Below are 26,618 nucleotides of genomic sequence, written 5' to 3'. Positions count from 1 at the left end.
GAGATCAACAAGGGGTTCGACCTGATGCACAAGGGCGAAAGCATCCGCGCCGTCGTGGTGTACTGAACATCTCGCCCGCAAGAACGGGGACGACCGGGAAGGTCCCGGTCGCTCCTCACCCTATCTCTCGCTAACCGGTTCTTGAACGATCATCCGCATCGTCAAAATGTGGCTCAGCGGCATTCCGCGCCCAGTTCCTCAACCATGCCAAACTCGTGTCCGTGTCTCCGCCGGGCTTGTATTCGGCACCCAGAGGATCGGCATAGCCCAGGTCAGCAATCGTCCTGAAGATATGATCATACGCTACCTCACCCCGGTCGGGTGGGCCCCGGTCCGGAACCGAAGCAAACTGAATATGGCCAATAAGGGGAAGCAGGCTCTTCAGGCGGCGGGTCAGGTCGCCCTCCATCACCTGGACATGGTAGCAATCGAACATCAGTTTCAGGTTCGGTGCTCCAACCTCCGCGATGGCCGCGACGGCCTGATCCGTCGTGGTCAGGAAATAGCCGGGCGCGTCGTAACGATTCAGCGGTTCGATCAGGATGGTCAGCCCATCTCGGCTGGCGATATCACAGGCAAGGCGCAGGTTATGGATGAAACAGCGATGCGCTTCAGGTCCGCTTGCAAACCCGGCCATGACGTGGATCTTCCGCGCTCCGATCGCGCGGGCATAGTCCACTGCCTCCTCAATAGCGCGGCGCGCCTCTGTCTCGCGTCCGGGCAGGGCCGACAACCCGTTTTCCCCTGCGGTGACATTGCCGCGCCGCGTGTTCAGGCCCAGCATGGGCAGGCCGGTTTGCTCCAGCGCAGCGGCCACCTCGGCCGCCGGGGTGCCATAGGGCCAGTGGCATTCCACCGCGTCGAAGCCGGCGGCGTATGCCGCCCGGATCGCGTCCGGCAACGGGCGGTCTGTCCAGAGAAAACCGAGGTTGGCCGAGAACCGCATCCTCGCCCTAACCTTCGCCCGGCAGGGTCAACCCGGCATTGCGGGCATAGACCTTGGCCACGGCCGCGTCATCCTCGGCCCCCAGGCCCATGCCGGCCGCCGCCAGAAACTGCTGCATTGCCGCCGCTGTGATCGGCGCCCCGAACTCTGCCTTGCGCGCGATCTCCAGCACGATGCCCAGATCCTTGGGCCAGATGTTCACCGAGCTATGCGGCGCGTAATCCCCCGCCACGATATGCGGCGCACGGTTTTCCAGCATCCAGCTGGTGCCGGCGCATTTGCTGATCACGTCTAAGAACTGGTCAGGTGCGATGCCTTGGGTCATGCCAAAGGTCAGCGCCTCGGCCATGGCGGCGATATGCACCCCTGCCAGCATCTGGTTCACCGCTTTCATGGCGCTGCCCGCACCAGATCCGTCGCCCAACTCAAACACGGTTTCCGCGATTGACGATAGCAGTGGACGCGCCGCGGCAAAGGCCTCGGGCCTTCCCGAAGCCATGACGCTGAGCCGCCCCTCGGCAGCCTTGACCGACCCACCCGAAATCGGCGCGTCGAGATAGAGCACACCGTGTTCGGCACAGCGGGCCTCCATCGCGCGGGCAAAATCCGGCGGTACGGTCGCACAGGACAGGATCACGGCGCCATTCTTGAGTCGCGGCACAACTCCCTCAGCACCGAACAGAACGCTTTCGGTTTGCGCGGCGTTCAGCACCACAACGGCAAGGGCATCCAGTTCTTCCGCGATCTCTGACACTGCTCCGGTCTCGCCCCCCTGGGACCGGAATTTGGCAACCTGTTCGGGATTGACGTCATATCCCCAGACCCGATGGCCACCACGCAACGCCGAAACGGCGATGCCATACCCCATGGAACCAAGTCCAATCACCGCGACCTTTTGTGTCACTTGTCCGCCCCTTTCTTGTTGTTGGGTCTATTCTGTCCGCGACCGCAAGCTGTCGATCAGTTCACGTTCGACATTCAGATGTTTGTCTGCCGCGTCAAGCGTGCGGTGGTCCAGATGCTGTGGATCAAGGTCGATCCCCTTGGCCAGCGTTTTGGCCACCGCTTCCAACGCAGCGATCCGGGCGTATTTCTTGTGGTTGGCTGGAATCAGTGTCCAGGGGGCGATCCGGGTCGAGGTTTTGGCGAACATTTCGTTCACCGCCTCTTCGGTTTCGCTCCAGCGGGCGCGATTGCGAAAATCCTCATAGGTCAGCTTCCACCTCTTGAGCGGATTGCGCAGCCTCTCTTCGAACCGCCGCATCTGCTCGTCCGGTGAGATGTGGAAGAACAGCTTGACGATCCGGGTGCCGTCATCGACCAGCATCCGCTCAAATTCGTTGATCTCGCGATAGGCCGCGCGCCATCTATGATCGGGCGTCAACTGTTCGATCCGCTCGACCATGACCCGCCCGTACCAGCTGCGATCAAAGGCGCTGATCGCGCCATCCGGCGGCAGACGTTCCCAAAACCGCAAGAGATAGTGGCGATTAAGATAATAGTTGCGTGGCGCGCCAATGGGCCAGACCTTGAAGCTTCGCGGATCAAGCGCCTGACTGATCCGCCGGATTGCGCCGCCCTTGCCCGCCGCATCCCAGCCCTCAAAGACCAGAACAGCCCTGTGCCCGTGAAAAAGATAGGCCTGCTGGATACGTGACAGTTTCAGTTGCAGCTTTGCCAAGCGTTCCAGGTATCGGGCTTTTGGGATCGTCAATGTCAGATCCGCATCGGCCAGGCTGAGTGTCTGTTTCGCTGTCATCGTCCGCCTTGCGCATTGGGCGCGTTTCCGCAACCCAGTCTTTGCCCCCCGCGCCCGGAAATCAAGGGGCCAGGGAGCGCAAGCGGTGGTTCTCGGGATCATATGGGCAGGATGGAATGACCCGCGCAGGTACCTTCAGACCGATGATATCGACATTCAGTTCGGTTCCAACCGCCGAGTACTCGGGCAATACATAAGCCAATGCCAGGTTAAGGCCCGTCCGGTGCCCCCAATCCCCAGATGTCACGGTACCCACCACCTTGCCCGCCAACATGACGCTGGCACCCGCATGGGCCGGGGCCAAATCCGTTTCAACCGCGAGGCTGACAAGCTGCCTGCGGTCCGCCGACCCAAGCCGCGCCACCAAAGCTTGCTTGCCAAGGAACTCCTTGTCCAGATCCACAAACCGGGCGAGACCCGCCTCAAATGGATCGAACTCGGTGATCAGATCCGCCTTCCAGTGCAGATACCCTTTTTCCAGACGCATCGAGTCGATGGCACGGGACCCAAACAGACACATGTCATGCCCGGCCCCAGCGGCGCGCAGCGCGCGCCAGACCGATAGGCTCTGCGCCATAGGAACATGGATTTCAAAGGCCTCCTCGCCAGAGTAGCTGACTGCCATGACAACCGCCGGCGCGATACCGACATGGGCGCGCCGGACCGACAGCCAGGGAAAGGCCGTGGCCGACCAATCGCCCCGCGCCACTTGGCTCAGCACTGCGCGCGCCTTTGGGCCTGCAAGCAGAAGTATGGTCATCTCGTTGGTCAAGGCGCGCAAGGAAACACCGCCGTCCTTGGGCAGATGCGCCGAGAGCCAATCAAGGTCATGCCATTCCGCGGCCGCGGCAGACCCGTACCAGATCGTGTCGTCGTCCAACCGGGCAAGCGTTGCTTCGGACTTGATACAGCCCTTGTCATTTAGCAGATAGTTCAACCCGACTCGACCGAGCCGTGGCGGTAACTTTCCGCAGATCAGTCCACCCAACCAGTCTTGCACTCCTGGCCCGGTAATCTCGATCCGATTGAAACCGTTGATCTCCGTCAGGCCAACTCCGGTTTGCACCACGGCAACGTCCCGCGCCACCACATCGAAGGATTCGTTGAACCGGAAACTATGTGTTTCGGCGAACTCGTTGTTGGGGCGTATATACGCGAGCCGCTCCCATCCGTTCACCACGTCGAACTCCGCGCCTTCGGCTTCCAGCTCCAGATAGAGCGGCGTCGTCTTCACCGGCCGCCCCGCCGGGCGATGCTCGTGCGGGAAATGAAACCGGAACTCGTTCTGGTAATCCTCTACCGCCTTCAGCGCTGTCAATTCGGCGGTGCCATGCCCCGTGAACCGGCGCGGGTCCAGTACCCAGGTGTCGTAACAGGCTTCGCCATGCACGATCATCTGCGCCAGCAGCCAGCCATGGCCGCCGCCTTCGCCCAAGCCGGCGCGCAGCCCAATGATGCAGAACGCATTGCGCTTGCCGGGGACCGGCCCCACCAGGGGTGCCCCGTCGATCGTATAGGTGATCGGGCCGTTGATGACGGTGTGAATGCCCACCTCTCCCAGCGCCGGAATGCGCGCCACGGCGCCTTCGAACACCTCCGCCACCCGGTCCAGATCGTCCGGGCAAAGCGCATTGACGAAATGCGGGTCGATGCCGTCCATGCCCCAGGTCCGGCATCCCTGTTCGTAGAACCCGACCAGCAACCCGTTCTTTTCCTGGCGGCAATAGAAATCGTCGATCGGACAGCGGATCAGGGGCATCCGGTGGCCCGCGTCGCGAATGGCCGGGATTTCCTCGGTCAGCAAATACTGATGCTCCATCGAGGCCACGGGATGATGCACACCCATCATCGCGCCCACCTCGTTCACCCGGTAACCGCAGGCGTTCACCACGATTTCCGCGTGGATATCGCCATGGGGCGTGCTGACGATCCAGCTGTCGTCAGCCAATTGGCGCAGGGCAGTCACCGGTGTCTGGCGATGCACCTCGGCCCCTGCTTTGCGGGCCCGCCGAACCAGCGCCTGACACAGCTGCGCTGGGTCGATATCGCCATCCAGCGGATCCCACAGCCCGCCCAGCAGGTTGCCCTGGGTAATCAGCGGATTGCGCCGCGCACATTCTGCGGCGTCGATCACCTCGAACTCCACCCCCATGCCCCGCGCCATCGAGGCGAAATGGCGATAGCCCTCCATCACCCGTTCGGTATTGGCCAGGCGAATGCCGCCATCGCCGTGGTGGTAGGTGATCGGATAGTCTGGATCCTCTGCCAGCTCCTTGTAGAGCCGGATCGAATGTGATTTCAGCCCCACCATGGTCTGGTTCATGCCGAAATTGGTCACCTGCGCCGCCGAATGCCAGGTGGTGCCCGAGGTCAGTTCGTTCCGCTCCAAGAGCATCACATCCGACCAGTCCTCCTGCGTCAGATGATAGAGCGTCGAACAGCCCGCGATGCCGCCCCCGATCACCACGACTCGTGCCGATGTCCGCATGAAACCCTCCCGCGTTTTGCGTCAGGCAACAGGCGGCGTCGCTTTCCGTCAATCCAAGACCAACGGATTTGCAAAGAGCGCATGTTGTTTCGAAAAACCAAAACCCATTGGGTTCTTTCTGATCTAAAATACTCCGGGGCGGCACCGAAAATGAAAAGGCCGGGGAACATCCCCGGCCATTCGATCAATTCGGAACCTGTCAGGCGCGCCGGCGGCGGCTGCCGGCGCGGCCGCCCCGGCCCCGGCCTTCGTCACCATCGGCCGAAGGGGGCTTGTTGAAGCGGATCCACTCGGCGCCGTGGGCGTCGTTGTTGGTCAGCAGGTTGGCGGCGCGGATGGCCTCCATCTCCTTGCCTGCGCGCGGCAGGGTCGAGCCCAGGCCGAACATTGTCACAAAGGTCTCGTCATCCATGCCCTCGGGCAGGATGATGCCTGCGGCGGCCACGGCTTCTTTCTTTTCGGCAATCGCTTTTTGAGTGATCGGCAGCGCCACCGGATTCATGATCGCGCTGGTCATGCCCGCGCCCATTGCCATCGGCAGGAAGGCGTTGTTGATGCCGTGCCGGTTGGGCAGGCCGAACGAGATGTTGGAGGCCCCGCAGGTGGTGTTCACGCCCAGTTCCTCGCGCAAGCGGCGCACCAGGGCAAAGACCTGCTGACCGGCGGTTGCCATGGCCCCGATCGGCATGACCAGCGGGTCGACCACAATGTCATGGGCCGGGATGCCGAAATCGGCGGCGCGCTGCACGATCTTCTTGGCGACGGCAAAACGCACATCGGGGTCTTCGGAAATGCCGGTATCGTCGTTCGAGATCGCCACCACCGGCACGTTGTATTTCTTGACCAGCGGCAGGATATGCTCCAGCCGCTCTTCCTCGCCGGTGACCGAGTTCAACAGCGGACGGCCTTCACAGGCCTCGAGCCCCGCCTCCAGCGCGCCCGGAACCGAGCTGTCGATGCAGAGCGGCACGTCGACCAGCCCCTGCACCAGCTCGACGATCTTGCGCATCAGCGGCGGTTCGGTCTCGTTGGGGTTGGGGTTGGAGTTATAGACAACACCCGCGTTGATATCGAGAACGGTAGCCCCGGCGGCAACCTGAGCGATGGCGTCCTTTTCCACGGTCGAGAAATCGCCCGCTTCCAGCTCGGCGGCCAGTTTCTTGCGGCCCGTGGGGTTGATCCGCTCGCCGATCACGCAGAACGGCTGGTCAAAGCCGATGATCGCGGTTTTTGTTTTGCTTTCAACGATGGTGCGGGTCATGTCTGGCCTTTCAGGTCGGGTTTACGGGGCGGGTGCTCGAACCGCCGTTATTGATTGCCCAGGTGGCATTGGTCTTGATGCCGCCCAGCGGGAAGAAGTGCACGTTGGTGATGTTAAAATCGGGGTTGGCGGCCTTGTGGGCGGCCAGTTCGGTCACAACATCATTGGGTTCATAGGGCAGCAGCAGCTTGGACACGTCCATCGCGCGCTTTTGCAACACTTTCAGCGAGGGGCCGACGCCGCAGGCGATGGCGAACTTGATCAGGGTCTGCAATTTGGCGGGACCCGCAATACCGATATGGATCGGCAGGTCGATGCCAGCGGCCTTGAGCCCGTTGGCCCAGGCAATGATCGGCTTGGCCTCGAAACAGAACTGGGTCGCCAGCGCCATCTGGGCATCTGTGGTCTCGCTGAATTTCTGTTTCCAGCGCAGCGCATCCATTACGTTGGCATCGCCGCCCTTGGGGTCGATATCCTTGTTGCCCTCGGGGTGGCCCGCAACGTGCAGACGCTTGAACCCTGCCTTGTCAAAAAGGCCGGTTTCCATCAGTTGCATCGAGCAGTGGAAGTCGCCATGCGGCTCTGCCACACCACCGGCCAGCAAGAGCGCCTGCTCGACCCCGGCCTCGCCCTGGTACATGGCGATCCAGTTTTCCAGCGTCTTGGCATCCTTGATGATGCGCGCCGGGAAATGCGGCATGACCGGATAGCCCTCGGCAGCCAGCCGCTTTGCGGTTGCCACCATGTCCTCGATCGGCGTGCCCTCGATATGGGCAATGTACACCCGGGTGCCCTCGGGCAGCAGGGCGCGGAAATCCTCGACCTTCTCCGCGGTGCGCGGCATCACCTCGATCGAGTAATCCTTGAGAAAGGCCTCGACGGTGGGGTTCACGGGGCCGTTTTCGACCGTCTCGCGTTTCTTGAAGTTCAGCAAAGCCATCGCGGCCTCCCATATGCTCTTCGGGCTCATGCCCAACCGTCGTTTGCGATCAGCGCCTTGATGCGGTCGCGATCGTATTCCCGTTCCAGACGTTGGGCCTCGGCCTCGACGATATCCGCCGGTTCACCGGCGACCTCGTAAGGCTCGGCCTTGCGCCACTCGGCCAGATAGGCATCGGTGTCTTGCGCGCCCACTTTCATCGCGGCGCGGTCGATGGCCTGCTCGAACCGTTCCTCCAGCTGACGCTTGGCGCCGCGGCGGCCCTTGCCGACGATGACCTGTGCCGGGATGTCCCGCCAGTAGACGATGGTAACCTCGGGCATGCAGTCGATTCCTCCTGATCCGGTGAGCCGGTTCTAGCGGTCAATATGGGGCGGGGTCGGTCCGATTTCGACACGTGCGCGATGTGCAGCGACCTTTGTCGTTTTCGGACCTTCCGCGCAACAGGGCTTAACCCGGATCGCGCGCCCGCGCCCGCCCGAATTCTTCAGCAAGATGATGAGCCGCGATCATGTCACGAAAAACCCCGGGGCCGTGCGGCACCCGGGGTTCCTGTTTGCGACGCGGGGCGCGCGTGTCAGCCGATCAGGCCGCCATCCTCGCGCGTGACCACGATGATGGCCGAGCGCGGCACGCTGTCGCCGCCATCGGGCCAGTGGCTGTTGCCCTCTTCGCCCGGGTGCTGCACGCCCACGAACATGGCTCGGCGGTCGCCCGACCAGCACAGGCCGGTGATCTCGGCCTCGCGCGGACCAACCAGAAAGCGGCGGATCTCACCGGTCACCGGGTCGCCCGCCAGCATCTGGTTGTTGCCCTGACCGGCAAAATCGCCCTCGTTCGAGTATTTGCCGTCGGTCTGGATCCAGAGCAGCCCGTTGCTGTCGAATGCCAGCCCGTCGGGCGAGTTGAACATGTTGCCCGCATTGACGTTTTCCGAGCCGGCATAGGCGTCCGAGTGCACCGTCGGGTTGCCCGCCAGCACGAAGAGATCCCAGTCGAACCCTTCGGCAGTATGGTCGCCGCCGTCGGGACGCCAGCGCACGATCTGGCCATAGTTGTTCTTTTCGCGCGGGTTCGGCCCCTCGGCCGGGGTCTCGTCACCACCCGCATTGGGCTTGACGCCGCGGTTCTTGTTGTTGGTCAGCGCGCAATAGACCTCGTCCGAGTTTGGATTAGCGGTGACCCATTCGGGACGGTCCATGGTGGTAGCGCCGAGTTTCGAGGCCGCCTGACGGGTATGGATGCAGATCTCGGCCTGGCTCATGCCGGTGGCCTCAGGCGTCAGCGCCAGCCACATGCCCTTGCCCGAAGCGTCGAACTTGGCCGCGTAGAGCGTGCCGTTTTCCATCAGTTCGTCGGTATCGACACCGGCGGCATAGACCCCGTCCGAGACATAGCGGTACAGGAACTCGCCCCGCTCGTCATCGCCCATGTAAATCACCAGACGCCCGTCGCGATTGACGACGCATTCGGCATTCTCGTGCTTGAAGCGGCCCAGCGCGGTACGCTTCTTGGGGGTCGAGGTTGGGTCGCGCGGGTCGATCTCGACCACGTAACCGGCACGGTTGGGTTCGTTGGGGTTCTTTGCGACGTCAAACCGGTCGTCCACGCGCGCCCAGCCATAGCCCCAGTCCTTGGACGAGACACCATAGCGCGCCAGTTCAGCCGAAACCTCATGCGCCTCGTCGGCGGCCGAGAAATAGCCGTTGAAATTCTCTTCGCAGGCCAGATAGGTGCCCCAGGGGGTCTTGCCCGAACCACAGTTGTTCCAGGTGCCGAAGGTCACCGTGCCGGTCGGATCGGCGGCGGTTTTCATCAGGTCGTGGCCTGCGGCGGGGCCGGTCAGCGCCATCTCGGTGCGCGGCGTGATGCGGCGGTTATAGGGGCTGTCGGTGACAACCTGCCAATGGGTGCCGTCATGGGACAGTTCGACCACGGTGACGCCATGGGCCAGCAGACCCTTTTCCACGTCGTCATCGGTCTCGGCCTTGCCTTCGGCGCGGTTGCCCCAGATGATCTCGCGGTTGGTGTATTCGTTGTTCACCACCAGCAGGGTGCGGCCCTGGTGATGGAACACCTCCATCCCGTCGGTATTGTCGCCAAAGGCGCGGGCCTGGCTGGCGGCGCTGCCGCGCGTGGCCTGATCAAAGGCCACCCCATCCGACCACAGCGGGTCGGCCCAGCGCACCAGAACCTCGGCCTTGAACCCCTTCGGCACCACGATTTCGTCCGCGGTCGAAGCGGCCACCGCCTCAAAGGCGAAACGGTTCGTCGCAGCCTCGGCCCCGCGCGGCAGGACCGCGCCGCCAAGGGCCGCGAACCCGCCCATCGCGAGCACCCCGCCTAGGAAGCCGCGACGCGAGAGCGCCTCTTCGACTACATGGTCGAAATCACAGCCCTCGGGGCGCGGATACACCGACTCGTCAAATTCATCGAATGTCAGGGTACGGTCGTTTTTCATAGCGTGCTCCATGGCTTGCCAGCAGAATCCAGGTCGGCCTACGCGCCGACTTTCGGGGATGCAGTCGCACGGCTGTGTTAAACCTATATGACGGTTCTGCCGCCTGTCGCAGTGAATTCTCTTGCGCCTCGTCAGATCGGATCTTAGGTTCAGGGTAACACGAAATCGGAGGGCGTGACATCATGGCGCCCAAGCGTCCCACTGGTGCGGGCGCGTTCCCGAAAGCGGTCGAAAGCCCCGCGCCGAACAGGCCGGATCCGGACGCCCTCTATGCGGCGCTTGATCTTGGTACAAACAGTTGCCGCATGCTGATTGCCCAGCCCAAGGGCAGCGGATTCCATGTGGTCGACAGTTTCTCCAAATCCGTTCAGCTCGGTGCCGGGCTAGAGCGGACCGAGAGGCTGTCCAGGACCTCGATGGATCGAACCATCCAGGCTCTGCGTATCTGCCAGCAAAAGATCAAGCGCAACAAGGTGCGCCGCATGCGGCTGGTGGCCACCGAGGCCTGCCGCCGAGCACACAATGCGCGCGAGTTCATTCGCGACGTAAAGCGCGAGACCGGTCTCACGCTTGAGATCATCCAGCCCGAGGAGGAAGCACGGCTGGCGGTGATCTCTTGCGCGCCGCTGGTCTCTACCAAGACCGAGCAGTTGCTTGTCGTCGATATCGGCGGCGGCTCGACCGAACTGGTGTGGATCGACCTGAAATCCGTGCCGCGCCGCGACCGGCCTTCGGCCATCATGCGCCTGCATGCGGGGTTTCACCCCTCGGAGAGCCCGTTTCCCGCGGCCAAGGTCGTTGACTGGATCAGCGTCCCACTTGGCGTCGCCACGCTGCGCGACCAGTTCAACGATGTCGAGGACGATGCCGCCCGGTTCGCGCTGATGAGCTGGTACTTTGAGGAACAGCTTGCCGATTTCGTCCCCTATCGCAACGAACCCACCCGCGAGCGGTTCCAGATTGTCGGCACCAGCGGCACGGTGACCACCGTCGCGGCCAGCCATCTGGGGCTGAAACGCTATGATCGAACCAAGGTTGATGGGCTGCGCATGACCAGCGAGCAGATCGACAAGGTAATCCGTACCTATCTGGACCTTGGCCCGCAGGGCCGCCGCCGCGACCCGCGCATCGGCGAGGACCGCCACGCGCTGATCATGTCGGGTTCGGCCATCCTTCAGGCACTGCTTAGATGCTGGCCGACCAACCGGTTGTCGGTTGCCGACCGGGGGCTGCGCGAAGGTCTTCTCTATGCGCAGATGAGCGCCGATGGAGTGCTGGAGGATGGGCCCTTCTGAGGTAACGCGCGAGGGTTTCCAGTCCGGGACACAGCCGGGCTGGCGTGTTTGCATACGACGGGTGCCGAAGTGAAGCCTCAGATCCTCTCGACGCTACCAGGGTATACTAGGGGCGCCTTCGCCGCAGATCTTGGGGCTGGTGTAACCGTTGCAATGGTCGCGGTTCCGCTCAGCCTTGCAATAGCGATTGCCTCGGGCGCATCGCCGTCAGCCGGTCTGGTGACGGCCTGTGTCGCCGGGTTCCTCATCTCGCTGCTTGGCGGCAGTCATGTTCAGATCGGCGGACCGACTGGCGCGTTTATCGTGGTGGTCTACGGTGTCATTGCAGCGCACGGATATGATGGTTTGGTTTTGGCCACGTTGATGGCGGGCGCAATTCTGGTGGTTGCGGGGTTCCTCAAGGCGGGCAACCTAATCGCATTGGTGCCAGAACCGGTCGTAACCGGCTTTACAATCGGTATCGCGGTGATCATCGCGACCAGCCAGATCGGCGATCTGCTGGGGATGGTGACACCAGATATGCCTGCCGCTTTCCTTCCCAAGCTTCAAACCCTCTGGGGCGCGCGTGACACGATCGGATGGAACAGTTTTGGCATTGGCGTTCTCTCAATCCTGCTTATTGCAGTATTACGTGCCCGTTATCCCCGATTTCCTGGCCTTATTCTCGCCATCGGCGCCGCTTCGGCGTTGGCCATTCTGAGCCCCGAACCAGTCGATACAATCCAGTCACGGTTCGGCGACCTTCCGCGTGGCCTGCCCACGCCACACCTGCCTGCGCTCTCCTATGCGCGCGTCGTTGAATTGCTGCCCTCGGCATTTGTCATCGCTTTCCTCGCGGGGGTGGAATCGCTGCTTTCGGCCCTTGTTGCGGACCGGATGATCGGTGCGCGCCATCGTCCGAATGCCGAGATCCTGGCGCAAGGCGCGGCAAACCTGGGCTCGGCCCTGTTCGGTGGGCTTCCCGCGACCGGAGCCATCGCGCGGACTGCCACAAATATCCGGGCAGGCGGGCGAACCCCCGTCGCCGGGCTGGTGCATGCGGTGACCGTTCTTTCGGTGCTGCTGTTCGCCGGGGGGCTTGTGGGCCAGCTGGCTTTGCCTGCCTTGGCAGGTCTGTTGATCCTCACAGCGTGGAACATGAGCGAGCCGCATAAGTGGCGCGGTTATCTAAGTGGACCTCCTACAGATACGGTTCTTATGCTCCTCACATTGTTCCTTACCGTGTTTGCTGATCTGACGGTGGCCATCGGCGTCGGTGTGTCGGTCGGATTGGCCCTGCGGTTACGTCGGCGCAAGGTGCCTCCGGCTAACTGGTCCCCGCCAGACAGGTGATCATGTGCCTTTCCCGCTTGCCTCAGTCCTGGCAAGCCGCTATCTCAGCTTGCCTATCCGACTGGAGCGCACCATGGCCAAGAATACATCCGGACGCGGACAGCGTGACCTGAAAGTCAAGGTAAAGACCGCGCGCGGGCGCAAACTCAGCTCGACGCGCTGGCTGCAACGGCAGTTGAACGATCCTTATGTGAAACGCGCACAGTCCGAAGGCTACCGCGGGCGCGCGGCATTCAAGATCCTCGAACTGGACGACAAGTTCCGGTTTCTGGTTCCCGGCGCCCGGATCGTGGACCTGGGTTGCGCACCGGGCGGTTGGTGCCAGGTTGCGGTGAAACGGGTCAATGCGCTGGGCGAAAAGACCGGCAAGCGGATCGGAACCGTTCTAGGTATCGACCTGCAAGAGGTCGAGCCCATTGCCGGGGCCGACCTCTACCAGCTTGATTTCCTGTCCGAGGGCGCCGACGAGCAGATCAAGGAGTGGCTGGGCGGCAAGGCTGATGTGGTCATGTCGGACATGGCGGCGGCCTCTTCGGGGCACAAGCAGACCGACCACTTGCGCATCATCTCCTTGTGCGAGGCGGCGGCCTACCTTGCCTTTGACATACTGGAAGAGGGCGGCACATTCGTCGCCAAGGTTCTGGCGGGAGGCGCCGAGGGCGAGCTGCAAAAACTGCTGAAGCAGAAATTCACCAAGGTTGCGAATGTGAAACCGCCCGCGTCGCGGTCGGACAGTTCCGAGAAATTCGTGGTTGCCACCGGGTTTCGGGGTTAACTCGGCAAGGGTCGCCAACCCGGTCCTTGTGTCGGAACGCGGGTGTTCGTGTGCCGGATACCGCGGATCGCCGTTTGCAGGGTCTGGGGACGCAGCGATGCAAAGGCTCTGCGTTGCAGCCGGGTCTCGTCAGTCGTCGAGAGATCACGCGTCACTTCTCTCAGGCGCGCGGTCGTCTTGTCGGACGCCGCTTGTTGTCGCAACAGCTCGAACAGCATCGCGTGGCGTATTGGCAAAGGATCGGTTGGCATGGCACCCTCGTGGCAGCTTGGGGCGGATCCACCCCGAGCCACCATCCTGCCAGCCCGATGCGCCGATCCGATGGCCCGCATGTGACGGTTCTGCGGCAGGGTCAGGGGCCAAGGCGCATTGATAGCTGCCGCAATCTGGGATCTTCGGGCAACACGCTCAAGGCCTGCCGCAACAGGCGTCTTGCGGCGTCACGCCCCTCGGTCAGTTCGGTCACTTCGATCAGGATGGGCCAGGCTTCGGCGCGCTGCGGGTCCATCTCGACCACCTCGCGGAACGCACGCGCAGCTGCAGGCATGTTGCGCAATCTGAGGGCCATGCCTCCGAGAACGAGATGGGTTTCGGGAAAGTCCAGGCGGGTTGCAAGCGTTCGCTGCAACTCCCCTGCCCCTTCGCGCCAAATCGCCGCCTGGCTGCGTGTCAACGCACCCTGAGGCAAGTCGATCAGTTCCTTGGCTGCCGCGATACGCACCGTCCTGAGCGGGTCCTGCAACAGCGGGATCAGACGAGCCGCGCGCGCCTCAGCCGACAGCGGTCGCTGCATTGCAACGGCACCCGAGCGGACAAGCGGATCGGAATCTGCCAGCAACGGCGTCAATAGTTCAGCATTGTCGGCCGTAAGCGCCGGCTGCAGCAGAAACAAGGCGGTCGCCCGCACGATGCCCGGTTGTCCCCCATCCAGCGCCAGCGCCACCAGATCACCAGCAGCAGCACTTGGATCCTGCGTCGCACGGGCAAGGACCTGTCCGAAATGCGAACCCCGTCGATCGCTTTCCGGGAACCATTGGGCTATCTTCCCGGCGGCCCAATCCTGGTCCTTGTCCGCATGGCAGTCGGTACAGGCATCCGGCCCGCCGGTTTCCGCCCCCAGATCCGGGCGCGGAATACGAAAGGAATGATCGCGCCGCCCGTCGATGCCCATATATGTCCGCTCGATCATGTGGCAGTTCTTGCACTGCGCGCCTTCACTGTCCGGAGCGTGCCGGGTGTGAAGGGGGGTGTCGTACTCGGCCAGTCTCAGGCTTGGAAATTCAGGATTTCCCGCCGGTGAATGGCACTGCGTGCACACCGCGTTGCCCTCGGCCTTCAGGGTGGCCCCGTGCGGCTCGTGACAGTTCACGCACGACACACCGCGCGCATACATCCGCGATTGCAGGAAGGAGCCATAGACATAGACCTCGTCCAGAATCTGCCCGTCGGAATGGTAAAGACCCGGACGCAGCAGCGACAGCGTATAGGCGTCATGATAATCGGTCCCCGGCAACGGATTGCCATCGGCAAGCGGTTCCCGCCGGGAATGGCAGCCCGCGCATTGTTGGATCAGGCTTTCGGGTTCGGCCCCATTCAAAGTCAACGTAAACCCGAAGGCATCCAGCCCCTCGCCGGGAGCCTTTCCCGTGGTCCAGGCGACATGGGCGGAGCCCGGGCCATGACAGGCCTCGCAACCCACACCGATTTCGGCGGTCCGAGGGTCATAGCGACGCGTCTGAAGGCGGTAGTTCCGGCTGTAACCGGTTGCGTGACACTCCGCGCAGCGGGCGTTCCAGTTCTTGTAGGGTCCTGTCCAGTGCAAACCGTCGCCCGGCGGCAAGTCCTGATCGGGATAGAGCGGATACCACTGGCGCCGTTGCACATTCCAAACCAGATCGAAGCTCTGTAGCCGCCCCGGTTCGGTTTCGAAAAGATATTGCTGAAGCGGCGCGATACCCGCGACCGAATGCAGGCGGTAGTCGCTGACCGATCCGTCCGCCTCGGTCACCGTGGCAAAGTAATCGGTACCTTCGCGGCGGAACTTCGCATGCAGGCCCCCATGACTGAACTCGGTTCCGTCGAAATCGGCGAGGACAGTATCCGGTCCTGGTTCCGTCCAGGCCAGGGCGTGGTGCGAACCGGCCCAGGCGGATGCCTCCTCCTGATGGCACCCTGCGCAACTTTCGCTGCCCGCATAGTCCGGCACCTCGGCCAGAACGGGGGCCGAGAGCCATACGAGAAGGCAAGTCAGTCGCAGCATCAACACCCTTTCAGACCAACGCGTCAGCATCATCATTCGCCCTCAGGTCGATAAGGGCGCCGTTGAACTCTGCCCCGAGGATCAGGATCGCGGCATTGAGATAGAGGAAGATCAGGGCCGCCATCGCCCCGGCCAGACCGGCATAGGTCGCGCTATAGCTCGAGAACTCCGAGATGTAGATGGAGAACCCCCAGCCGCACACCGACCAAAGACACAAGGTAAGAAGCACACCGGGCAGTATCTGGGTCAGGGAATGGCGTTTGGCTGGCAGGATCGCGTGGCAGATCAGCACCCCGCCCGCTGGCATCGCAACGATGAAGATCCAGCTCAGACGTTCGACTGACAACCAGTCCGGCGCCTCGCCCGGAAGGGCCTGTGTGACCAGGTTGGTATAGATCGGCATCACCACTTCTATCGCGGCAACCGCCATCACGATGGCACCACCCCCGATAACCAGGCCGATACATAACAGCCGGGTCTTCCAGAACGGCCGGGTATCGGTATCGTGGTATGCGCGTGACATCGCCTCGCGCACCGCATCCACGCCGTTCGAGGCAAAATACACCGCCAGAACACCACCGACTGTCATCACCTTGGAGTTTGCCCCGTCCAGCACAGCGTTCAACTCGGTCACGATGGGCGCGGCAACCTGATCGGGCCAGGTCCCGAAGATCAATTCAATCAGATCGTCGGTGACATAGTCCTGACTGAGGCTGCCGGCGAGGGCGACCGTGAACAGGATGAACGGAAACAACGCCATCATCATTGACATGGCAACATGGCTGCTCATGACAAAACCGCTTTTCGTCTGGAACCTTGTCAGCGCCAGCACCAACGCCCGCAGCGGAAACAACAGCGAGGGATTCGTCAACGTGCTCATAAGGTTACTCTAATGGTACACGGTGCCGCCTCATAGCCCGAAGAGCCGTGATTGCGATTGCTGGTCCGCCCGTGCAACATGTCAGGTAAACAGGACAGAGGGCCACGGCATGATCAGACCGCGACAAAACACCGAGCAACGCCCGGCCCGGCTCTCGCTGGCACTGGTTCGCGATCTGTCGATCGTTCTGACCCTGGCCATTCTGGCACTCTATGCGGGCGCGGGGTTTCTCATCCCTCTGGCCCTGTCGTTTCTGACCTTTGTCCTGATAACGGCGGTCAGCGACCGGGTGCGCGAGTCTCTGAACGCCCCGGTCTGGCTAGCCAACCTTCTGGGCATCGTGGTGGTCCTGGCAGGGCTTTTTGCCATCATGTTCGTGATTGCTGGCCAGGCCACGCAATTTGCGCGGGCCATCGGAAATTATGAAACCGCGCTCGACGGCGCTGTCACCCGCATGGCCGCACTTCTGGGGCCCGAGATGATGGGCTTTGCCCGCGACACGCTGGCTGGCGTGGATCTGTCGCGTCTCACGCGTGGCGCCGTGGGGGGCGCAACCTCGGCGCTCAACACGTTTCTGCTGGTGTCGCTCTATGTCGCCTTTCTGATGGCCGAAAGACGTACCCTGCAACACAAGATGCTGATTGCCGCCCGCGACCCTCAACTGGGGCGGGATATGGCAAGCGTGATGGCCGCGATCTCGACCAGTTTGCAGCGCTATCTTGGGGTCAAGACCATCATCAGCCTGCTGACTGCCGCGATCAGCTATTCGGTTTTCCGCCTGCTCGGGCTTGAGTTTGCCGAAACCTGGGCGGTGCTGACCTTTGCGCTCAACTTCATTCCGTCGATCGGTTCGATCGTGGCGGTGATCTTTCCGGCCCTGGTGTCACTGGTGCAGTTCGACAGCGTGACGCCCTTTCTCATCATCGTCTTCTTCTGCGGAACCGTGCAGTTTCTGATCGGCAATTTCCTGGATCCCGCGATGCTGGGCCGGTCGCTGAACATGTCCAGCTTCATGGTCATTCTGTCCCTGACGTTCTGGACAGTCGTGTGGGGGCTGATCGGCGCCTTTCTGAGTGTGCCGTTGACCGTGTGTATCCTGATCGTGTTCAGCCATATTCCGGCCATGCGGCCCTTGGCGATCCTGATGTCAAAGGACGGCAGCCTGTCGCCCGAAGACGACCCACAGGCATGACGTCTCGCGCCGTTTTCATAGGGTCCGAGATCTACCGGCGCTCGACCTATGGCGGGCAACACCCGCTGGCCATTCCGCGGGTGTCCACCGTCATCGACCTGTGCCGGGCACTGGACTGGTTCGGAGCCGGAGAGTATCGCGCCAGCCCGCGTGCCAAACCGGGTGCGCTGGCGGCGTTTCACACCCCTGACTACATCGCCGCATTGCAACGCGCCGAAAAGCGCCAGACCGTGACCGATGTCGACCGCAGCCGGCACGGGCTCGGTACGCTGTCTAATCCGGTGTTTCCCGAGATGTTCCGACGCCCTGCAACAGCGGCTGGCGGCTCTCTGCTGGGTGCGGAACTGGCGCTCGGCGGTCTGAGCGTCTTCAACCCTGGCGGCGGCACGCATCATGGGTTTGCCGACCGCGCCGGGGGATTTTGCTATCTGAACGATCCGGTTCTGGCCATCCTCGCCATGCTGCGAGCCGGGTTGGACCGAGTGGCCTATGTCGATATCGACGCCCATCATTGCGACGGGGTTGCCTCCGCCTTTCACGGCTCGCAGCAGGTGCGGATGATCTCGCTGCACGAGGACCGGCGCTGGCCCTTTACCGGCGGCGTTTCGGATACCGCAGGCGGCGCTGCCTACAACATTCCGGTGCCGCGCGGCTTCAACGATTCCGAATTCGAGCTGATCCTGGATGAGGTGATTCTGCCTGCGGTCGCGGGTTTCCGTCCCCAGGCCATCGTCCTGCAATGCGGTGCCGATGCCGTTACCGAGGACCCCCTCTCGCGGCTATGCCTGTCCAACAGGTGCCACTGGAAAACGGTCGGCGCCTTGCAACAGTTGTCTTCGTGCCTGCTGGTGCTGGGAGGCGGCGGGTACAATCCCTGGAGCGTCGCACGTCTGTGGACCGGTGTCTGGGCCATTCTGTCGGGGCGTGCCATTCCCGACCACTTGCCGGAGCAGGCCCAAAACATCCTGCGCGCGCTGGACTGGCAACGTCAACGGGGCCAAGACCGCCCTCAGGCGTGGTTTACCACATTGCGGGACGCGCCCCGGACAGGCCCGATCAGGTCCGAGGTTCGGCAGACCGCGGGGCTGGTTTCGGCGCGGCTTTCGACCTGGGCCTGAGCGCGCCGATACGCTCTGTACCAGGTCGAAGGCTTCGGGTTAGGCTGCGCTTATGTGGACTGCCTTTCTATCCCTTGTCGTCCTGGTGTTGTACGCGACCGCAATTATCTTTGCGGTCCGCGCGGCGCAGACGGCGCGCACGCCGCAGGGTGCGGTGGGCTGGGTCGTCTTTCTTCTGACCCTGCCCTGGGCCTCCGTGCCGCTCTACATGTTTCTGGGCCATCACCGGTTTCGCGGCTACCGGATCGCCCGGCGGGAAAGCGAGCGCGTGGTCGCCGGGCTCAAGGCGCATGCGGACGCCATCGCGCCGGATCCGCCCAGTCTCAGCGTCAACGCCCTTCCTTTTGAACAGATTGCGCATATGGCCATCAGCCGGGGCAATGGCGCGCGCTTGCTGACCGATGGCGACACTACGTTCCAGGCGATCTTCGCCGCGATCGACGCGGCAAAATCCTATGTCCTGGTCCAGTTCTACATCGTGCGCGACGATGAGTTGGGTCTGGAACTGCAAGACCGGTTGATCGCGGCGACCCGGCGCGGGGTCAGGGTGCGCTTCATGACGGATGCAATTGGCAGCCATAGCCTGCCCAATAGCTACATCAACGTCCTGCGCGACGCCGGTATTGATGTCGCCGACCCACGAGACCAGAGAGGGCCGAGTTACCGCTTCCAGGTCAACTACCGCAATCACCGCAAGACCGTCATCGTTGATGGCAAGACCGGTTTCATCGGCGGCCATAACGTCGGTAACGAATACCTTGGACAGGACCCGGTTCTTGGAAACTGGCGCGATACGCATGTCGAGATTTCCGGGCCTTCGGTGCTCCAGTTGCAACTGATCTTTTGCGAAGACTGGCATTGGGCCCATGGCGAGGATCTGCTTGACGACTTATCCTGGCAGTCCTGTCTCGACCCCCAGGATCGCAACGCGCTGATCGTCGCAACCGGTCCTGGCGACGGGTCCGAAACCGGGTCGATGATGTTCTTTTCGGCTATCACTGCCGCGCAACACCGGTTCTGGATCGCTTCGCCCTACTTTGTGCCCGATCTCGATATCCTCTCCGCAATGAAGAATGCCGCCATGCGCGGGGTGGATGTCCGCCTGCTGGTGCCCGATGTGGCCGATCACAGAATCCCCTGGCTGGCGGCCTTCTCGTATTTCGACGAGATCCGTGCCGCCGGTGTTAGGGTCATGCGTTACACCGACGGCTTTCTGCACCAAAAGGTCTTTGTCGTGGACAGCACCATCGCGGCGGTGGGAACGACGAACCTCGACAACCGTTCGTTCCGGCTGAACTTCGAAGCGATGGCGCTGTTCTTTGACAAGGCCATGGCCGAGGAGGTCGCCCAGATGCTCGAACACGATTTTTCCAACGGCTACGAACTGACGCAATCGCTTTCCGCGCAACCCGGCCATATCCGATATGGCGCGCATCTGGCGCGGCTTTTTGCGCCGATCCTCTAGCGCGGCAGCCGTCCTTCAAAAACCCGCGTCATCAGCGCCACCAGAAACGCGGTCGACAGGCCGAAGGCCAACAGACCGGCCACGGCCGAAAACGCCGCGAAAATCCGCAAACCCGGCCCCAGAACGATATCGCCATATCCAAGCGTCGTGTAGGTGACCAGCGAGAAGTAGAGCGCGTCGTTCCATTCCGTCAGAACGTCGAACCATACCCAGACGCCGGCCCAAAGCCAGACCTGGATGGTATGCGCCAGAACGATGAACACCAGCGATACCGTTATGATGCCCGCAGTCCGCAACCCCCGCGTCCAGTGCCGGAAGCGCTCGGCCAGATGGGCAATCCACAAGGTGCACCAGGCCAGGAGCACAATCTCGATCACAAAACAAATGCCCAGGTAGAGGCTGCCCCACATGATCTGTTGTAGAAGTGTCATCCGTTCAGTCGTCTAGCGGTTGGAGTTCGGCGCGACAATGAAAGCCCGGCTCGCCGATGGCAACCCCGGCCCAGAACGGCCGAACGCGGCGTCACGCCGCCTATTGCCGCCCGGCCATGCAGGTTTCAAACGTCTTGCGATAGATTTTTTGCTGTCGCTTTTGTTCAAACCGTTCCGACGCGGCGGATCCGGCATAGGCTGGCGCTCCGGCCGTGGCCGGACCAGATGAGCGGGACACGCCGACGCCGGCCGATCCGCCGATCCGGATCGAAGCCCCGCCATCGCCGATCTGCGTGTCGCGAATGCCCGCCTGCCGCGACGCGCGTTCATGACAGGTCTGCGCAATATCCTGTGCGCTGGTCGAGGTCGCCAGCAACACCAATGACAACGAAGTGATTCTGATCGGGTACATGCCAAGCAGATAGGATCAAACGCGCGCGTTTTCAAATCGGCGGGAGTTGCTGCGGCGAATGGTTGCCATTGGCGATCCGGGGCTGGACAGTGCCGCCTGCCACGCCATGTTCGCCTCAGGGTCGAACAGGAAGAAAAGACGCACCATGTTACTGACAGTCGACCATGTGTCCAAGACCTATCCCGGCGGCCGCCCGGTGTTGCGTGACGCCTCGATATCGCTTGCCCAGGGCGAGAGCCTTTCGCTCACCGGAGAAAGCGGCAGCGGCAAGAGCACGTTGCTGCATCTGGTCGCCGCCCTTGATGGGTTTGACGCGGGCGAGATCACTTTTGACGGAACCTCCTACGCGACATTGGACGACAGCGGCCGGGCGGCATTGCGCCGGGACCGCGTGGCGCTGGTGTTCCAGCAGTTCAACCTGATCCCCTCGCTGACCGTAGCGCAAAACCTTGCCTTTCACGCGCGGCTCGCGGGGCGCCACGATCCGGCGTGGACGACAGAGATCACCGGTCGGCTCGGGCTGAGCGGCGTTCTGGGGCACTATCCCGAACAACTGTCCGGCGGCCAGCAACAACGGGTCGCAATCGGGCGGGCAATGTCGGTACGGCCGAAACTCCTGCTGGCCGACGAACCGACGGGCAACCTCGATGAGGTTGCGGCCAGCGCGGTGCTCGACCTGATGCTGGAGCTGGTCCGCCTGTCGGGGACCGCATTGCTGCTGGTAACACATTCGCAATCCATTGCGTCGCGACTCGACCGGCAGGCGCATCTTAGCGGAGGCCGGGTCGCATGATCCGGGCCGCGACCCTTGCGTTCTGGTCGCACTGGCGACGGCATCCGGTCCAACTCCTGACCCTGGTCTTGGGGATTGCGCTCGCCACCGGGCTGTGGTCGGCCGTTCAGGCGATCAATGCCGAGGCCCGCGCCTCTTACGCGCGCGCAGCCGCGCAGTTGGGCGCGGACAAGTTTGACCGGTTGAGCCGATCTGACGGCAAACCGATGTCGGTCGCCGAATACCTGACCCTTCGTCGGGCGGGATGGCAGGTGGCCGCAGTCTTGCAAGGGACCCTGCGTGTCGACGGCGCAAGCGTGACCCTCACCGGCATTGATCTCGTTGCCGCGCCGGACCTGCCCGCAATCGCCGAGGCCTCTGCGGACTCCCGGATCGCCCCGCTCGATGCGTTGACTGCGCCGGGCCTGCTCTTTGCCAACGCCGATCTTGCCCGCGCTCTGGGCGACCGCCCTGACCTGCCGCCGGTCATCGAAACGGCCCTGGTGCCGCCACGGCGGATCCTGACCGACATTGGCACCGCCGAGGCGGTGCTGAACAGCACGGGGCAGATTTCCTATCTGCTGGTGTTGCCCGATCAGCCCATGGGGCGACCGCCCCTGACCGAGATCGCCCCCGATCTGACCCAAGAGGCCGCGCGGGGCACCCAGGATATCACCCGGCTGACCGACAGTTTTCACCTGAACCTGACGGCATTTGGCCTGCTGTCCTTTGTGGTGGGGCTGTTTATCGTGCATGGCACCGTCGGGCTGAGCTTCGAACAGCGACGCCCCTTGATTCGCACGCTTCGGGCGCTGGGACTGCCGATGCGCCTGCTCATGCGTCTGATTCTGACGGAACTCCTGCTGCTGGCACTGCTGGGCGGGGTGATCGGCCTTGCACTGGGATACCTGGTCGCCGCCGCCCTGCTGCCCGATGTGGCCGCCACCCTGCGCGGTCTTTATGGCGCGCCGGCCGAGGGGTCGGTGTCGCTGCGGCCGATCTGGCTGGTTTCCGGCCTTGGCATGGCGGTCGCCGGAACGCTGCTGGCCAGCGCCCAGACACTCTGGCGTCTGTCGCGCCTGCCAATTCTGGCCGCCCCAGGAAAGCACCGCTGGAGCGCCCGGCCGCGCGCCATGCGCAACCAGCTTCTGATCGGTCTTGCCATCGTGGCCACCGGTATTGTCACCTTTGCTGTCGCTGACGGGCTGATTGCGGGTTTCGCACTGATGGCGGGGTGTCTTTTGGGCGCAGCGCTTGCCCTGCCGCCCGCCCTTGCCGGGTTGCTGGTCCTGGGCAAACAGATGGCACGGGGTCCGCTCGCCGAATGGATCGTCGCCGACATGCGGACGCAGTTGCCCGGCTTGTCGCTGGCGCTGATGGCGCTGCTTCTGGCGCTGGCTGCCAATATCGGGGTTGGCACCATGGTGGCCAGTTTCCGGCTTACCTTTGACGGATGGCTCGACCAGCGATTGACATCGACCTACTACGTCACCGCGCGCGACGATGCCCAAGGCACGGAGCTTGCCAATTGGCTCGCCCCCCGCTCCGATGCGGTCCTGCCGATCCGCTCTGCCGAGATCACCACTGGCACCTATCCGCTGTTTGTCTATGGCATTGTCGACCACGACAGTTATCGCAGGCACTGGCCGCTGATCGCCGCCGACGCGGATGTCTGGGACCGGGTGATGACCGGACAGGCGGCGTTGATCAACGAACAGATGGCTCGCCGGGACGGGCTCTGGCCTGGCTCCACCGTATCGCTTGCCCCGGGATGGGAGATGGTGGTCGCGGGCGTTTACTCCGACTACGGCAATCCCACGGGGCAGGCGATCGTGGCGCTTGACCGGTTGCTGGCTCATTTCCCGGACGTGCCCAACACCCGTTTTGGGGTACACCTGCCTGCCGACCGGGCCGAACAACAGGCCGAGGCGTTGCGCGCGGCATTCGACTTGCCGCCCGGCGCCGTGATCATGCAACAGGGCCTCAAGGCACAGTCGCGGGCCATCTTCGAAAAGACATTCCTGGTGACCGGCGCGCTGAACGTGCTGACGCTCGGGGTGGCAGGGTTTGCCATTCTCACCAGCCTGCTGACCTTGTGGTCGCAGCGGTTGCCGCAACTGGCCCCCGTCTGGGCCCTGGGGCTGACACGCAGCGGACTGGCCTGGCTGGAGCTTTTGCGGGCGGTTACGCTGGCGGCGATGACGGCTCTGCTCGCGGTACCGCTTGGCCTGGTTCTTGCATGGCTTCTGCTCAGCGTGATCAATGTCGCGGCCTTTGGCTGGCAACTGCCGATGTACCTGTTCCCATTTGACTGGGTAAAGCTTTTCGCTCTGGCATTGCTCACCGCGGCAATTGCGGCAGCTTTGCCCATGCTGCGCCTGCGCCGCCTGCCGCCTGCGCAACTGTTGAAAGTGTTCGCCAATGAAAATTAGGGCACTGCTTTTGCTCCTGCTCTGGCCCTGGGCTGTCTCAGCGCAGGGTTTTGCCGGGCTGGGCACCGCGGCCGAGGGGTTTGCCGTGCCCGAGCGCGGTGTCGAACTGCACTTTCCCGCCGATCATGGCGCGCATCCGGATTTCCGCATCGAATGGTGGTATCTGACCGCGACACTCGATGGCGCGGACGGGCGCGATTATGGCCTCCAATGGACGCTGTTCCGCTCCGCGCTGAAACCGGGCGAGCAGGAAGGATGGCAAAGCCCGCAGATCTGGATGGGACATGCTGCGGTCACCACCCCTGACGCCCATTACGACACCGAGCGCCTGTCACGTGGCGGCATTGGGCAGGCAGGTGTCGCCGCCAGCCCGTTCCGGGCCTGGATCGACGAATGGGAGATGTCCGGTGATCCCCTCGGCGCGATGCGGTTGACCGCCGCCGGGCCGGATTTTGTCTACAGGCTCGACATGCAAGCAAAGGGGCCGCTGGTCCTGCACGGTGACCGGGGCTATTCGGTGAAATCCCAGGCCGGTCAGGCCAGTTACTACTACTCACAGCCGTTCTTGCACGTGAGCGGCACCCTCGATCTGCCTGAAGGACCGGTGGCGGTGACCGGATCGGCCTGGATCGACCGGGAATGGTCCTCGCAGCCGCTATCCGATGACCAGACCGGGTGGGACTGGTTTTCGCTGGTGCTGGACGACAACACACGCGTCATGGCTTTCCGCCTGCGGGGAAGCGAGGATTTTACTTCGGGCACATGGATCGCCCCCGATGGCACGGCCACGCCCCTGGCAAACGGCGCCATTCGGACAACGCCGGTGCGGCGCGCCGCAGAGAACGGTCCCGAGGTTCCGGTTGAATGGCATCTGGAAATCCCGTCACGGGGTTTGGACGTGCAGGTTTCGGCGCTCTATGCTGGCGCCTGGATGGATACCTCCTTTCCCTATTGGGAAGGTCCCGTCACGGTAACCGGCAGCCACGCCGGGCGCGGCTATCTCGAAATGACCGGATACCGCTAGACACCATCGGCATGGCGCGCCCGCGCCAGCGCCTTGTAAACCTTGTTGCGTACCCGGTTCACCGCCCCCAGCGGCCGGTGATCCGGCAAGGTGTTCCAGATGTTGAACGCCATCCGGTCCCCCGCCGCGATCAACTCCGACCGCGCTTGGGTATCCGTCACTTCAAGCGGCGGGATCTCGATCCGTCCGACCCGGATCCAGGGTGCACCATTCTCGGTCCAGTTGACATTGGGATCCTCGACGGGATGGGCGACCACATCCTCTTGCGGCTGGATGTAAAAGCCGAAGGCCGCTCCCTGCCCGCTCAGACCGGCCAGCAACCGGTCGGTCAACCCGTCCTTGCCAGTGGCCCCGTCCCGCAATTCGCCCGGCGCAGGGGCCGGATCAGGCACCACCCGATGCTTGACCGCGATATCGCCATGCAGGAAGGGCGTGGTGCTCCAATAGATTGCGCGAAGCGGCGAAATCGGGTGCTGATCGCCGAACTTCTGGGCCACGGCATAGATGTCATGGCTGAAGTATTTCTTGAGAAACTTCAGGTATATGCCGTTGACGATGGCGGCCAGCGCCTCGTCCCCGTTACGCTTGAAGTTCAGAACCTCGGACACCAGGTCATTGAACGCGGAATACTCGTTCAGGTCGCCTTCGAAAAAGGTCTCGTTGTCGACAAGAATGAAGTCGAGCGTGCCCGCCGCATCCGCCGGTCCTTCGACCCTCGGGCCGGGCACACCAAAAAGCCGGATCGCCATGCCATGTGCGTCCCCATCCGCGGGATCGTCCTTGCGTTCGGTCCCGTTGGAAAACCGGATCACCGCATCAAACGCACCCGGTTGCGCGAACAGCCCCACCCGGTACTCCGCGGGGACATCCGGACCCACCACGAACCGCGCGGGTATCGCCCCATGCCCCTTGGGATGCTGTGCCCGCCATTTGAAACCGTTGGGCTCCACTTCCATCATCTTGAGATTGGCCGAGATAATATCGGCAATGATCAAGTCTTCGTTTTCCGCGATCGGTGCCTCGCCCAGGTCGCCACGAATGGCTGTCATTTCAATATACCTTTCAAAGAAATCGATTGCGGCCAAAAGAATGCCGCACCGCCATGTTACCATGGTCCGTCGCAAAATCCAGACCGGGAAACGGTATCAGCCGTACAAGACAGCAACCGCAACGGGTACGGGCCCGATCATCCGCGCCGCGTCTGGGGCAGGGCTGGTTCCGCCAGCAAATGCACGCCGCATCCAAGGGCGAGCAGAGGCCCGAGCACCGCAACCATGTCTGGAGCTACGACTTCGTGCAGCCGAGAGCGCTGTGGGGCCGCTTAGTGTTGTAGTGTTTCCGCCAACCTTCGATGATGACCTGTGCCTCTTTGAGC

23 protein-coding genes are annotated in these 26,618 nt (G+C 62.9%); 9 read left to right on the top strand and 14 right to left on the bottom strand.

Annotated features, from left to right (window positions below; all coding sequences use genetic code 11):
• Positions 1 to 130: 130 nt before the first annotated feature.
• The 8 genes from OE747_RS23400 to OE747_RS23365 form a co-directional block, all read right to left on the bottom strand.
• Positions 131 to 946: a hydroxypyruvate isomerase family protein gene (locus OE747_RS23400; protein WP_263830868.1), complete on the bottom strand. Its 816-nt coding sequence runs from the start codon at positions 944 to 946 to the stop codon at positions 131 to 133.
• Positions 947 to 953: 7 nt separating this feature from the next.
• Positions 954 to 1,850, bottom strand: a complete 897-nt coding sequence (ltnD, locus tag OE747_RS23395; protein WP_263830867.1) for an L-threonate dehydrogenase — start codon at positions 1,848 to 1,850, stop codon at positions 954 to 956.
• Between the two features lie 27 nt (positions 1,851 to 1,877).
• Positions 1,878 to 2,705 carry a polyphosphate kinase 2 family protein gene (locus tag OE747_RS23390; RefSeq protein WP_263830866.1) on the bottom strand — a complete coding sequence of 276 codons (828 nt, stop codon included), beginning with the start codon at positions 2,703 to 2,705 and terminating at the stop codon, positions 1,878 to 1,880.
• A 61-nt stretch (positions 2,706 to 2,766) separates the two neighbouring features.
• Positions 2,767 to 5,193 carry a GcvT family protein gene (locus OE747_RS23385; RefSeq protein WP_263830865.1) on the bottom strand — a complete coding sequence of 809 codons (2,427 nt, stop codon included), beginning with the start codon at positions 5,191 to 5,193 and terminating at the stop codon, positions 2,767 to 2,769.
• Between the two features lie 199 nt (positions 5,194 to 5,392).
• Complete coding sequence (locus OE747_RS23380; protein WP_263830864.1) at positions 5,393 to 6,454, bottom strand: methyltetrahydrofolate cobalamin methyltransferase; 1,062 nt, start codon at positions 6,452 to 6,454, stop codon at positions 5,393 to 5,395.
• Positions 6,455 to 6,464: 10 nt separating this feature from the next.
• Positions 6,465 to 7,394 (bottom strand): methylenetetrahydrofolate reductase, encoded by a 930-nt coding sequence (locus tag OE747_RS23375; RefSeq protein WP_263830863.1) that lies wholly within the window; start codon positions 7,392 to 7,394, stop codon positions 6,465 to 6,467.
• Positions 7,395 to 7,420: 26 nt separating this feature from the next.
• Positions 7,421 to 7,717, bottom strand: a complete 297-nt coding sequence (locus OE747_RS23370) for a virulence factor (protein ID WP_263830862.1) — start codon at positions 7,715 to 7,717, stop codon at positions 7,421 to 7,423.
• 254 nt (positions 7,718 to 7,971) lie between these two features.
• Positions 7,972 to 9,855, bottom strand: a complete 1,884-nt coding sequence (locus tag OE747_RS23365; RefSeq protein WP_263830861.1) for a PhoX family protein — start codon at positions 9,853 to 9,855, stop codon at positions 7,972 to 7,974.
• 182 nt (positions 9,856 to 10,037) lie between these two features.
• Here OE747_RS23365 and OE747_RS23360 point away from each other — a divergent pair, with 182 nt between their 5' ends.
• The 3 genes from OE747_RS23360 to OE747_RS23350 all read left to right on the top strand — a co-directional run bounded on the left by OE747_RS23360 (position 10,038) and on the right by OE747_RS23350 (position 13,257).
• Positions 10,038 to 11,150: a Ppx/GppA phosphatase family protein gene (locus OE747_RS23360; protein ID WP_263830860.1), complete on the top strand. Its 1,113-nt coding sequence runs from the start codon at positions 10,038 to 10,040 to the stop codon at positions 11,148 to 11,150.
• Between the two features lie 69 nt (positions 11,151 to 11,219).
• A complete protein-coding gene (locus tag OE747_RS23355) occupies positions 11,220 to 12,482 on the top strand; it encodes a SulP family inorganic anion transporter (RefSeq protein WP_263830859.1) in 1,263 nt (420 codons plus the stop codon).
• Between the two features lie 73 nt (positions 12,483 to 12,555).
• On the top strand, positions 12,556 to 13,257 hold the full coding sequence (locus OE747_RS23350; protein WP_263830858.1) for an RlmE family RNA methyltransferase: 702 nt from the start codon (positions 12,556 to 12,558) through the stop codon (positions 13,255 to 13,257).
• A 352-nt stretch (positions 13,258 to 13,609) separates the two neighbouring features.
• Here the strand turns inward: OE747_RS23350 and OE747_RS23345 are convergent, their stop codons facing one another.
• Together OE747_RS23345 and OE747_RS23340 are read right to left on the bottom strand one after the other, a co-directional pair.
• Positions 13,610 to 15,517 carry a multiheme c-type cytochrome gene (locus OE747_RS23345; protein ID WP_263830857.1) on the bottom strand — a complete coding sequence of 636 codons (1,908 nt, stop codon included), beginning with the start codon at positions 15,515 to 15,517 and terminating at the stop codon, positions 13,610 to 13,612.
• A 10-nt stretch (positions 15,518 to 15,527) separates the two neighbouring features.
• A complete protein-coding gene (locus OE747_RS23340; RefSeq protein WP_263830856.1) occupies positions 15,528 to 16,397 on the bottom strand; it encodes a YihY/virulence factor BrkB family protein in 870 nt (289 codons plus the stop codon).
• A gap of 109 nt (positions 16,398 to 16,506) precedes the next feature.
• Here OE747_RS23340 and OE747_RS23335 point away from each other — a divergent pair, with 109 nt between their 5' ends.
• The 3 genes from OE747_RS23335 to cls are packed head-to-tail and all read left to right on the top strand — an operon-like array spanning position 16,507 to position 20,172.
• Complete coding sequence (locus OE747_RS23335) at positions 16,507 to 17,589, top strand: AI-2E family transporter (RefSeq protein ID WP_263830855.1); 1,083 nt, start codon at positions 16,507 to 16,509, stop codon at positions 17,587 to 17,589.
• Entirely contained in the window at positions 17,586 to 18,707 is a 1,122-nt protein-coding gene (locus OE747_RS23330) for an acetoin utilization protein AcuC (RefSeq protein ID WP_263830854.1), read from the top strand. The genes OE747_RS23335 and OE747_RS23330 overlap by 4 nt, the downstream gene beginning before the upstream one ends.
• Positions 18,708 to 18,759: 52 nt before the next feature.
• Complete coding sequence (cls, locus tag OE747_RS23325) at positions 18,760 to 20,172, top strand: cardiolipin synthase (RefSeq protein WP_263830853.1); 1,413 nt, start codon at positions 18,760 to 18,762, stop codon at positions 20,170 to 20,172.
• On the opposite strand, the gene OE747_RS23320 is transcribed toward cls, so the two are convergent.
• Positions 20,169 to 20,603, bottom strand: a complete 435-nt coding sequence (locus tag OE747_RS23320; RefSeq protein WP_263830852.1) for a potassium channel family protein — start codon at positions 20,601 to 20,603, stop codon at positions 20,169 to 20,171. The two genes, cls and OE747_RS23320, sit on opposite strands and share 4 nt — an antisense overlap.
• 100 nt (positions 20,604 to 20,703) lie before the next feature.
• Positions 20,704 to 21,015: a hypothetical protein gene (locus tag OE747_RS23315; protein WP_263830851.1), complete on the bottom strand. Its 312-nt coding sequence runs from the start codon at positions 21,013 to 21,015 to the stop codon at positions 20,704 to 20,706.
• A gap of 145 nt (positions 21,016 to 21,160) precedes the next feature.
• Between OE747_RS23315 and OE747_RS23310 the strand changes: the two genes are divergently transcribed.
• From OE747_RS23310 to OE747_RS23300, 3 genes are read left to right on the top strand one after another with little or no spacing between them, the layout of a single operon-like run.
• Positions 21,161 to 21,808: an ABC transporter ATP-binding protein gene (locus tag OE747_RS23310; RefSeq protein WP_263830850.1), complete on the top strand. Its 648-nt coding sequence runs from the start codon at positions 21,161 to 21,163 to the stop codon at positions 21,806 to 21,808.
• Positions 21,805 to 24,219: an FtsX-like permease family protein gene (locus tag OE747_RS23305; protein ID WP_263830849.1), complete on the top strand. Its 2,415-nt coding sequence runs from the start codon at positions 21,805 to 21,807 to the stop codon at positions 24,217 to 24,219. The genes OE747_RS23310 and OE747_RS23305 overlap by 4 nt, the downstream gene beginning before the upstream one ends.
• Positions 24,209 to 25,243, top strand: a complete 1,035-nt coding sequence (locus OE747_RS23300; RefSeq protein WP_263830848.1) for a lipocalin-like domain-containing protein — start codon at positions 24,209 to 24,211, stop codon at positions 25,241 to 25,243. Before OE747_RS23305 ends, OE747_RS23300 begins: the two co-directional genes overlap by 11 nt.
• On the opposite strand, the gene OE747_RS23295 is transcribed toward OE747_RS23300, so the two are convergent.
• Together OE747_RS23295 and OE747_RS23290 are read right to left on the bottom strand one after the other, a co-directional pair.
• Positions 25,240 to 26,292, bottom strand: a complete 1,053-nt coding sequence (locus OE747_RS23295) for a catalase family protein (protein ID WP_263830847.1) — start codon at positions 26,290 to 26,292, stop codon at positions 25,240 to 25,242. The genes OE747_RS23300 and OE747_RS23295 overlap by 4 nt on opposite strands.
• Positions 26,293 to 26,527: 235 nt before the next feature.
• Positions 26,528 to 26,618 (bottom strand): transposase (locus OE747_RS23290; protein WP_263830869.1); only part of this gene is annotated, 91 nt, incomplete at its 5' end.

The sequence above is a fragment of the Ruegeria aquimaris genome (assembly GCF_025751555.1).
Lineage (GTDB): Bacteria > Pseudomonadota > Alphaproteobacteria > Rhodobacterales > Rhodobacteraceae > Ruegeria_B > Ruegeria_B aquimaris.
Note: the sequence above shows the minus strand (reverse complement) of the source record. Positions and strands in the feature narration are given on the sequence as shown.